The following is a 9,113-nucleotide window of genomic DNA, read 5'->3' as shown; positions in this document are numbered from 1 at the left end:
CAGCAGTTGTTGCCCGGTAAGCGGCCCGTCCGCCGTTGCGCGCGAGCTCCCTCGAAATGCTCGAGTGAGACCTGCCCAGGGCCACGGAGATACGGCGCAGCGACAACCCTGTTGCAACACCGCGAGAGATTTCCTCACGCTCCTGATGAGTCAGGTGCCGGCAGTTCCGCCGAGGAACGCTCGGCTTGATGCCGCCGTAGCCCCGAAGAAAGTACTGGACCACGTGCGCCGGCTGCCCCACCCGGTCACCGACCTGACGGAACGACTCACCGTCCCGCCACCCCTCCCAAATAGTCTGCTGCTGCTCCGTCGAGAACTCCACACGCACCTCCACCACTCATCCTGCCAAGGAGTGGTGCACTGACCGGTTGAGACCGCCATCCTTTGGTGAGATAGAAAAAGAGCAGACAACAGCCCGAAGTCGCTATGGTTTCAAAAAAACGCCTCAGCTCGACCCGGACCAACTGGGTGTCAGATCCCGTTCCGCCACTTCTTCGTGATGAGACCATCACCTCCAGCCACACCTCCTACAACTTCGCGCCCAAGCATCAAGAGCTTGCTTGTCGAAGGCCTCAGACGCGGGATGCCCTTCCGCCCGCTTGTTCATACCGCCAAGCCCCTACTCGGAGCCCTCGAGGCTAGGGCTACTTCGTATGATTCGGAGCGGAACAGCCTCCGATGTGCAGACCACAAGGAAGAATCGGACTAGATTTGGTATGAGAGTTACCCGCTTTCACCGAGGCATCAAACACTTATTTTTATTTGCAGTTCAAACGGAGGAAAAACTTGCTAAGAAGTATAGCCGATCTTCGGGAGTACGAAATGGACTTTCCTGCACGCGAAGATCTAGCGCGCAAATATGCGGAAGCTATCAACGACGATGCGCTCGAACAGGCAGACGTTTCCGTTCTGGCCAAACAAGTCTCAGATATGCACGTCGCCCAGCCCGTCACAATCCTCGCAGACCAAATCAGCCACACCGTGCGATGGGATAGAACGGGCTTTGCGGAGATACCCGAATCGCGAATGATTCACGTCACTCTTGCCGTTCCGTGCACAGGAGCAGCGGGAACTCTTCATCTATATGCCAAACCTGGTGCCGCACCCGCAGGGGAAATCCACCCGAACAACGCTGGCATTTGGCTCATTAAGCTCGGTTTCGACCTTAAGCGTACGGAAAGTCTCACCAAGGAGGCCCTTGACGCCAACATCATCGGGCTAAGAAACCAATGGTTGTCTGCTTTGCAAGAAGCCGCAGAAAAAGCCAATCTCGCGATTGAGGATCATCGACTCAGGCTCTTGAATCAGGTAACTAAGATTCTGGACGATAAGCATTATCTTTTGACCATGGTGCGAAGCTCAATGCAGACTGCTGGAATAAGCCTAAAACCATCGCCAGAGAGCGTCCTTCAGGTCCAGATGCGTCCGAAGGCTCTAACACTGAAGCAAGTAGACAAGTCGGCCGCTAACGGCGTCCCTGAATACGAACTGGCAGAAGCAATTGCCCTATCATTGCTGGATACTATTCGGTCATTCACCAACGCCTTAGCACGTTTACCAGAGACTGCAAACACTTTGCTTGACGCTAATGAACAATCAATGAGGGACATACTGTTGTTCATTCTGAATGCGAACTGGGAAGGATCAGCGACGGGAGAAACCTTCATCGGCCTGGGGAAAACTGACATCCTCCTAAGATGGAAGGACCGAGATGCTTTTACCGGGGAATGTAAGATTTGGAGCAGCGAGGACGATTTGAGTTCCGCAATTAATCAGCTGCTAGGGCGCTACATGGTCTGGCACAATACCCGAGCTGCACTCATTGTATTTATACGAAACAGGAAAGACATAACAGCAGTTACCAACAAGGCAAAAAATGCTATTGAAAACCACGACAATTTTCTAGGATTAGTTAAGAACGAGCGCTTTCCTGACGACAACGATTATGAGATGCGTTCATTCCTAGACCCGAACCGGTCCCTGAAGCTTTCGTTGATCACGGTCCCGCTGCCAGACATGCGAGCAGAGTTGGTTAAGTAGCACCTACGAGCAGGTTCACCAATAAGTGCATCGAACGAATGCGGCACCAAGGACGTGACATGGTGACTTCCGAGCGCTCCTAACGACTACCCCGACTGTTCAGAAGCCCCTCCTGCAGCCGACGTGCTTGCGTGTTGGACATCGCCTCTGCAGGTAGGGGTAGTACGGCCAAATGTTCGCCGAGCCAAACCTAATCTCAAACGTGACGAAGCATGTTGATCCGGGCGATACCCATTTGATTGAGAACATCAGTGGTGAGCGAGAAGAGGCTTTGACGCAGCATCTCAGGGCTACCAGCCGCGACAGTCCCCTCTATGGGAGTAAACCGATAGATAGTCAAAGGCTCTGGGTCATGCTGCGCTCTGTCGTATGAAGAGAAGACTTGAATTGGTCGCAATCCGTTGAAATCCTGATTCCACACTAGCCCTACTCGAATCTCATAATCTCCGTTGTTCTCAAGATTCTGAGCACCGGTTGCCAAAAAGGCGCCAAGTTTAGCGATCGCAAACTCGACCGCCAGGCTGGTTGTCGTCGGCCGCCAACGAAGACTTGCATTGGCTGCTGCAGCTGAGTCTTGATCTATGAATTCAGCATCAACATCTATAGAAAGCGCAATAGAGCCATCTCTATGTAGTTCGAGTAGATTTCCGGAACTCTTCGTTCGATCGTCGGACAACCATTTCCAGCGCCTTAAACCAACTGACGGCGATAAATCAAATCCCATGAAGAGAGATTATTCAGATCGAATATACTCTGTAGTCTGTCGAGCGGCGGAGTAGAAAAAGTTTGTAGCACCTTCCGCATCAATGGGGTGATCGTGACTTCCTCTTCGACCGACAGGTATTGCAACTGAGATCAGACTAGCCTTCAGGCCTAGCGCACCCTGAGCTAGAGTGTCTTCGTAAAACTCGGAAAGATGTAGCTGGCGCCTACGCCTTCCCTCAAAACGCTCGCGAAATGCTTCTTCTAAACGTCGTTCGTCCATCCACTGGGTGTGTGGGCCATGACGCACTGGCGCTAAGAAAGCTTCTTTCTTCCAGTACATGTGTGGCACCTCTGTACTCGACAGAATGACAATCGCCAGCACGCCCTGACTTGCGTCCTCGGGGTCAGCAATTTTGACTGCTTGTATGTCCATTAGGGGAGGATGCACAGTCCCATATGCAATTTGCTGAAGTAAGCGTGACCCCACTCGTCAAGAGCCACCGGTTCAATGCTCTTAGCCGTGCCGCGCCCTCGCTCCTCGGCTATTCCGTAGAGGATTACACCTCCGCCCGAATTAGCCATGGCAGCGAAGTCTTTTGCCGTTTCGTCACGCCATTCGCCTTTACCGATGGGCAACATCTGTTTGAAGTCAAGATCTGCCGTCTCCTCAACCTGCTGCTCCACAAGTTGTTCGAGCAGATGCCAGGTCAGGTCGCCGGGGGGGGTCGCCTAAAACTCGATGAATAGAAGTGAACATTGCCTCATGGTAGACGCCGTCTCGTAGGAACGGACTGTCTCGTAGGGAAGCATCGACTACTTGAGCGGGTAATGGCGGTGGTTGAACTAGTCGGCCCATGTGGAAGGGATGGCGTGCTTCCGCCGGTTGTTGGGTTCTACTCCCCGGGTTGATGGGCCTCAATCAATGGATGCTCTACCTATGTACCAGCGTCAGAGTTGCGCGTTCACTCCGTACAAGCCCAACTCCAGACGCCGCATCACTCGCACGCGACCGCCTACACACGCACAGCGGTGAAGATCCGATTCCTCGAACCTCTTATCAAGGTCCCGCGAGAAGGCTGGGCGTGGCTGAACTGACTGTGTCAACCCAACCTGGCCCCAGCGTGACCCCGTCCTACCGAGGCCACTCAAACCTGTCACAGTCAGGGCGTACCACACGTATCATTACGAGCGATTACCTGCAGGCGGGTCCGCTCGGCGGGCTGGGAAACCGACGCAAAGTAGTCCGCTAAATTTTAGCTAACAACCCCGGAGCCACGATTGGTCCGCACAAGTATTAGAACGTATACAGTCACAACTACTGCCGTGATTAATCTTGCTTTGACTCCTGTACGAGCAGGTTTGGCCGCTACAGAAGCCCGCCCCAGATTCAGTGGCGTATATGCCAGCTGAATGGACTTGATCTGACTCTCAGGCAGTAGTACAAATTCTGTAGCGATTCGGGTGAACTTCTCTTCACCTTTTCGTTTTCTCCTCATCGGCTGCTGGAGACTGAGCCACCGCTGACTGTCCTCAGGGTCAGAGTCAAAACTTAGAAGTGGACCCTTCCAAACTGTTTCTTCCACCAGTTCCACAGTCAGGACCGGGTCGATCTTTGGGTGCGGTCGACGATTCACAAAATATCGGTGCCAGACGCGAATACCCTCTATTTGCTCCTGAGTTCCCCACTTAATCAGCGCGACAATATAAGTGCCGAAGCAAGCTATTGCAGCGGTGATAACCGCTGCAATCACCACTGGCACGCTCGAAACCGACGATTCTAGAGGATCAACCCCTGACGCCTGGGCTTCCCTGTAAATGGGCAGCCATAAGCCAGCAGCCGTCACTGCGATAGCAGTACTTGTGGCTGTCAAAGAAACTAGCGTGATGCGAGCAATCTCTATGAGGGCGGTTTCTTTCACACCTGGGTGGAATCTGGACCTTCGCAACTCCCAGATGGACCCTGGGGCGATTATCAGAAGGAAGCTGATGATCGCAGCGAGGCTGTCAAGGCTCAATCGTCATCGGAATCTACGAGCTCGTCAGTGGACGACGTGCTGATTGTCGCGATGCGCATATCAGAAGTCCAGGATGACCCTAGTAGAGACTTCCCTGATTCTTCTATGCCCTTGTACTCATCGCCAGATCCGGGTCGTGTGCTCTTATTTTCGTTCATGTTCAGATTCTAGTCGCAGACTCTGCAACAGCTCATAGGCCGGGAAACTGTCACTGTAACGATCAACATCAAAGCCATGCCTCACCGTGTCGTGGACGGAGGGGACTGCTGAAGGTTTGGTTGATTCCTGACCTGTGAGGATGAGCCTCGCCGGTGGAAGGATGTTCATCATGCCGAAGGCTTTTCCCGAAGAGTTCCGCCGCGACGTGGTCGCGGTCGCCCGTAAGGGCGAAGCACCCCTGACCAGGATCGCCAAGGACTTCGGCGTTTCGCCGGCGGCCCTGCATCGGTGGCTGAAGCAAGCCGATGAGGAGGACGATCCCGGAGCGCGGGCAGCGAAGGAGGAGTCCGCCGAGCTGCGCGAGGCCCGCAAACGGATCAGGCTCCTCGAGCAGGAAGCCGAGGTGATGCGCCGGGCCGTCGCGTATCTCTCCCGGGACGTCAACCCAAAATGATGTTCCCGCTGGTCCGCGAACTAGCTGCTGACGGTGTCCCCGTCACGGTGACCTGCCGGGTACTTGGCTTCTCCACTCAGGCCTTCTACAAATGGAAGGCCCACCCCGTTCCGAACCGGGACTGGGAGGAAGCGCATCTGATCAACGCCGCCTTCGATGTCCACGCCGATGATCCCGCGTTCGGGTACCGGTTCATCGCCGATGAACTCAACGCCGGCGCTACCCGGGTCGCCAGCGAGCGGCGGATCTGGCGGCTTTGCTCGATGAACGGCATCCTCTCGGTCATCCACCGCAAACGGGTTGGTGGACGCCAGGCGGGCCCGCCGGTCCACGATGACCTGCTCGAGCGGGACTTCACCGCCGCTGCCCGGGATACCCGGTGGGTCACGGACATCACCGAGCACCCCACCGGGGAGGGCAAGCTCTACCTCTGCGCGATCAAGGACCTGCACTCGAACCGCATCGTGGGCTACTCCATCGACGGACGCATGAAAGCCGCCCTCGCCGTGGCCGCCCTGGCCCACGCCGTAGCGCTCAGAAACCCCTCGGGAACGATCGTGCACTCGGATCGAGGCAGCCAGTTCAGGAGCCGGAAATTCGTCTCCGCGCTGCACGCCAGCGGGCTGCAAGGCTCAATGGGCAGGGTCGGCGCGTGTGGTGACAACGCAGCCATGGAATCGTTCTTCGCCCTACTGCAGAAGAACGTCCTGAACCGCAAACGCTGGGACACCCGACAGGAACTCCGCCTGGCCATCATCACCTGGATCGAACGGACCTATCACCGCCGCAGACGGCAGAAAGCACTCGGCAAACTCACGCCGATCGAGTTTGAGACAATCAACAACATGGCGCTGGCCGCCTAGAAACTACCAACCCCACGAGTCAACCAAACCGTGAGCAGTCCCGTCAATCGTTCAGACCCCCGTAAATCAGCGTTTCAAAGTCCTCGCGGAAGGTCTGGAACTACTGGCCGATAACCTCGCCACATTGGGCGTCGATGCTGCAACACTTAATGATTCGCGGCGCGACCGCGGCGGTGCCGTCCTGCGGATCTTCGCCGAGGAAGAAGCAGCGAAGGTCATAATTCTGCTCGACCTTGCCCGTGCAGGATGGCACGACAATTCCGTAGTGAAGGCTTGCACCAGCCGCTTCTACGATCACCTCGCACGTGGACTGTACGTTCGGGCATATGACGGGTCCCCAGCTGATTTAGCGGAAGTACGGAGATACATCGATTTCCTTCGGCAGAAGTTCTACCTGGACGGCCCGATGGACGTTGATTGGATTTTCGCCAACGAAGTCACGACAGCCCGAGAGGAACGCCTCTACGTCGATTACAAGGAAGAGGAGGGTGGGATCTTCCGTTGGAGCGGTCCGGCAGAACGATCAGCAATGCATGATGCCCCGTTCAGTCATCCGACTCCCGCGGCGAACATCGTTGAACTCGTTGCAGCAATGCACCACATCGGGCTTCTCACAGAAGACGGCCTGTCACTGATCCGGGATACTTGGGACTCCGTGGTCATAGATGACGGCATGCGGTGGAACGAGGTCGAGGATCTCAATCGTCAAGTCCTTGCACAGTTGCCTTTTGTGCAGGAACGCGAGCTCATTGGCGAGGATGGTGAAGCTGTGGCGACCGTCATCCGACACTGGTCATTCCCACTAAACAGCTTGGACCTTGTGGAGGACGAGGTGGAGGTCGCGGATCTTCAGGCGCAGCGAGAACGATGGTTTGCACATGAATACGATGGCGAGTGGCAATAATCATCAGCGCAAGATTCAGCGTGAGGGGTGGGTTTGGTTGAGCGCTGTTACGCCGGCCGACCCAGCAGAGTCTGCTGACGGAAGCTAGTCCGGACCCTGAGGAGTCTCTACTCCGCTGCCTCGGCCAAGGCGTCGACGTCGCCGCCAGCGATGTCAGTGCGGCTCTGGCGTAGGCGGCGCAGATGTAGTCCTCGAGTTTGGTGCGTTCGATGCGCCACTGACCGCGGCGCCGATCTGAATGGCCGGTAGGTCCCCTGCAGTGATGAGTGCCCGAATGGTGCTGTGTTTGGTGTTCAGCTTGTCGGCTGCCTGCTGCAGATTGAGGAACCGCAGCGGCCTGGGCTGCTCATCGGGCTGCCCGTTGTCGTGGAGGCGGTCTGCCATGTACCAGCATTCCAGCCACCAAACGCTGCACCGCTGACCGACTGCTGATCGACGCCGCAACACGCGTTAAGCCGGTTGATGGGATTAGTCCCCTCCTGCCGGTCAGTGCGTCATCGCCTCCTTTCATCGCCAAGGAGCGTTACTGACCCAGTCCACCAGCGCCGTCGCGCATAGCAGTTCACAACGAATACCGGCGGCGGCTGAGTACCGACCGAGAAGATTTCCGCGTAGCTCAGCGCACCGGGAGAATAGAAAATCAAAGCTACTAACATCTAAGCTACTGACGACGTCGATGAGGAAACATTCGTGGAAACAAACCACAGACCCACTACAAAGCACACGACGAGTGACCCTGCCCGTGTAAAGCAGAATCCCCTCCCAGATCGGGCCAAGGAACTCGAAGCCTTTTTCTTCGAGACCCCCGGCAAGGGCCCGGCGCCCCGCCAAAACCCATCGACCACACAACCCCTGCCACCACCGGCAATTCCCCCCACCGCTGGACTGTTCCACGACCCCCTCGCCGCAAACCCTGCTACCACAAAGCCTCTGCCCACGCGGTAAGACAACGATCGCGTTCGTGCGGCAATCACCTGCTGACGCATCCGCCCAATGAACGGCCTATTTTCGTTGGTGCGGCATGAACGTGGTACACGATAGAGTCAATGGTTGGGATTCATTCATTCATACCGAACATTTGGAGTAAAAATTGGCGCAGCGTGTACAAGTTGACTTGGTGGACGACCTCAACGGAGAAGTAGCGCAGGAGACCGTGCGCTTCGGTGTTGACGGGACCGAGTACGAGATTGACCTGACTACGGAGAACGCCGACAGGTTGCGCTCGACCCTGTCCGAGTATGTGGAGAAGGCACGCAAGGCCCGCACCGGTCGTAAGAGCCAGGGCGGCCAGCAGTCAACCTCGACCAGCCGGAACAAGCGTGAGAACACACAGCAGATCCGCCAGTGGGCGCAGGACAACGGGTACAACCCCAGCTCGCGGGGACGTATCAACCAGTCGATCGTCGATGCCTACAACGAGGCCAATAAGTAGCTCTTCCCCGCCAGGAAGAACATAGCCGGCGATGAGTAGGGCGCTCGACACTGTTTTCGCGGATCAGCCGTCGCGCCCCAGTGTCGAGCGACTCACCGGAGTTCTGGGCTGTGAGACAAGACAGACCCCTGACTCCAGTGGCAAGGGTGTTCCATCGAGTATTCGTGCATCAGTCCCATCAGGAGCCGAACGATCGACAGACGACATTCAGAGCCAGTCTCGTACTTTCGTCCATGGCGGGACTTGTATGCCGGACCTGGATGTGAGGTGCCAGCACCGGCACCCACTGCAGAAATACGCACCTTTCGGCCCTGTGCGGCCGCTGGTCACACACCTATGGGCTATGGCTCGTATCGCCAGAACAGCGGCCCGACGGCTGGTATAAGAGATTTTCGTGCAGTTCGACATGTCGGTATTCCTCGACTTGAAACGCCCTGGGTTTGATGGAGACTCCTGACCTTGGAAACGAGAATAGAGTCATGGCATCAAGTCAGGGAGCCGGGAAGCCGACGGCACGTCGGTATTCGCCGGAGGAGAAAGC

At 56.3% G+C, this 9,113-nt stretch carries 9 protein-coding genes; 4 read left to right on the top strand and 5 right to left on the bottom strand.

Features of this window, described 5'->3' with window-relative positions:
• Positions 1–328: helix-turn-helix domain-containing protein (locus ACX80F_RS16655; protein ID WP_459337499.1), on the bottom strand; the 328-nt coding region annotated here is incomplete at its 3' end.
• 494 nt (positions 329–822) lie between these two features.
• On the opposite strand from ACX80F_RS16655, the gene ACX80F_RS16650 reads away from it, so the two are divergent.
• The gene (locus tag ACX80F_RS16650) at positions 823–2,040 is read left to right on the top strand and encodes a hypothetical protein (RefSeq protein ID WP_459337496.1); all 1,218 of its coding nucleotides are present in this window, start codon (positions 823–825) and stop codon (positions 2,038–2,040) included.
• A 196-nt stretch (positions 2,041–2,236) separates the two neighbouring features.
• Here the strand turns inward: ACX80F_RS16650 and ACX80F_RS16645 are convergent, their stop codons facing one another.
• The 4 genes from ACX80F_RS16645 to ACX80F_RS16630 form a co-directional block, all read right to left on the bottom strand.
• Entirely contained in the window at positions 2,237–2,764 is a 528-nt protein-coding gene (locus ACX80F_RS16645) for a hypothetical protein (protein WP_459337495.1), read from the bottom strand.
• 9 nt (positions 2,765–2,773) lie between these two features.
• Positions 2,774–3,178, bottom strand: a complete 405-nt coding sequence (locus ACX80F_RS16640) for a hypothetical protein (RefSeq protein ID WP_459337494.1) — start codon at positions 3,176–3,178, stop codon at positions 2,774–2,776.
• Positions 3,178–3,384: a hypothetical protein gene (locus ACX80F_RS16635; RefSeq protein WP_459337498.1), complete on the bottom strand. Its 207-nt coding sequence runs from the start codon at positions 3,382–3,384 to the stop codon at positions 3,178–3,180. The genes ACX80F_RS16640 and ACX80F_RS16635 overlap by 1 nt, the downstream gene beginning before the upstream one ends.
• A gap of 614 nt (positions 3,385–3,998) precedes the next feature.
• The gene (locus tag ACX80F_RS16630) at positions 3,999–4,760 is read right to left on the bottom strand and encodes a DUF6338 family protein (RefSeq protein ID WP_459337493.1); all 762 of its coding nucleotides are present in this window, start codon (positions 4,758–4,760) and stop codon (positions 3,999–4,001) included.
• Positions 4,761–5,088: 328 nt separating this feature from the next.
• On the opposite strand from ACX80F_RS16630, the gene ACX80F_RS16625 reads away from it, so the two are divergent.
• From ACX80F_RS16625 to ACX80F_RS16615, 3 genes are all read left to right on the top strand, one after another.
• A protein-coding gene (locus tag ACX80F_RS16625; RefSeq protein ID WP_459337492.1) for an IS3 family transposase occupies positions 5,089–6,236 on the top strand; the annotation gives its coding sequence in 2 pieces (ribosomal slippage) (positions 5,089–5,368 and positions 5,368–6,236; 1,149 coding nt in all).
• A gap of 46 nt (positions 6,237–6,282) precedes the next feature.
• Positions 6,283–7,140, top strand: coding sequence for an AbiV family abortive infection protein (locus tag ACX80F_RS16620; protein ID WP_459337497.1), 858 nt, complete (start codon positions 6,283–6,285; stop codon positions 7,138–7,140).
• 1,090 nt (positions 7,141–8,230) lie between these two features.
• Positions 8,231–8,572 carry a histone-like nucleoid-structuring protein Lsr2 gene (locus ACX80F_RS16615; RefSeq protein ID WP_459337491.1) on the top strand — a complete coding sequence of 114 codons (342 nt, stop codon included), beginning with the start codon at positions 8,231–8,233 and terminating at the stop codon, positions 8,570–8,572.
• The last annotated feature ends 541 nt before the right edge of the window (positions 8,573–9,113 follow it).

The organism is Arthrobacter sp. TMS2-4 (genome assembly GCF_054511075.1).
Note: the sequence above shows the minus strand (reverse complement) of the source record. Positions and strands in the feature narration are given on the sequence as shown.

Coding starts and splice junctions, on each gene's coding strand:
- ACX80F_RS16650 (WP_459337496.1), top strand. CDS start 823: ATGGACTTTCCTGCACGCGAAGATCTAGCGCGCAAATATGCGGAAGCT.
- ACX80F_RS16645 (WP_459337495.1), bottom strand. CDS start 2,764: ATGGGATTTGATTTATCGCCGTCAGTTGGTTTAAGGCGCTGGAAATGG.
- ACX80F_RS16640 (WP_459337494.1), bottom strand. CDS start 3,178: ATGGACATACAAGCAGTCAAAATTGCTGACCCCGAGGACGCAAGTCAG.
- ACX80F_RS16635 (WP_459337498.1), bottom strand. CDS start 3,384: ATGTTGCCCATCGGTAAAGGCGAATGGCGTGACGAAACGGCAAAAGAC.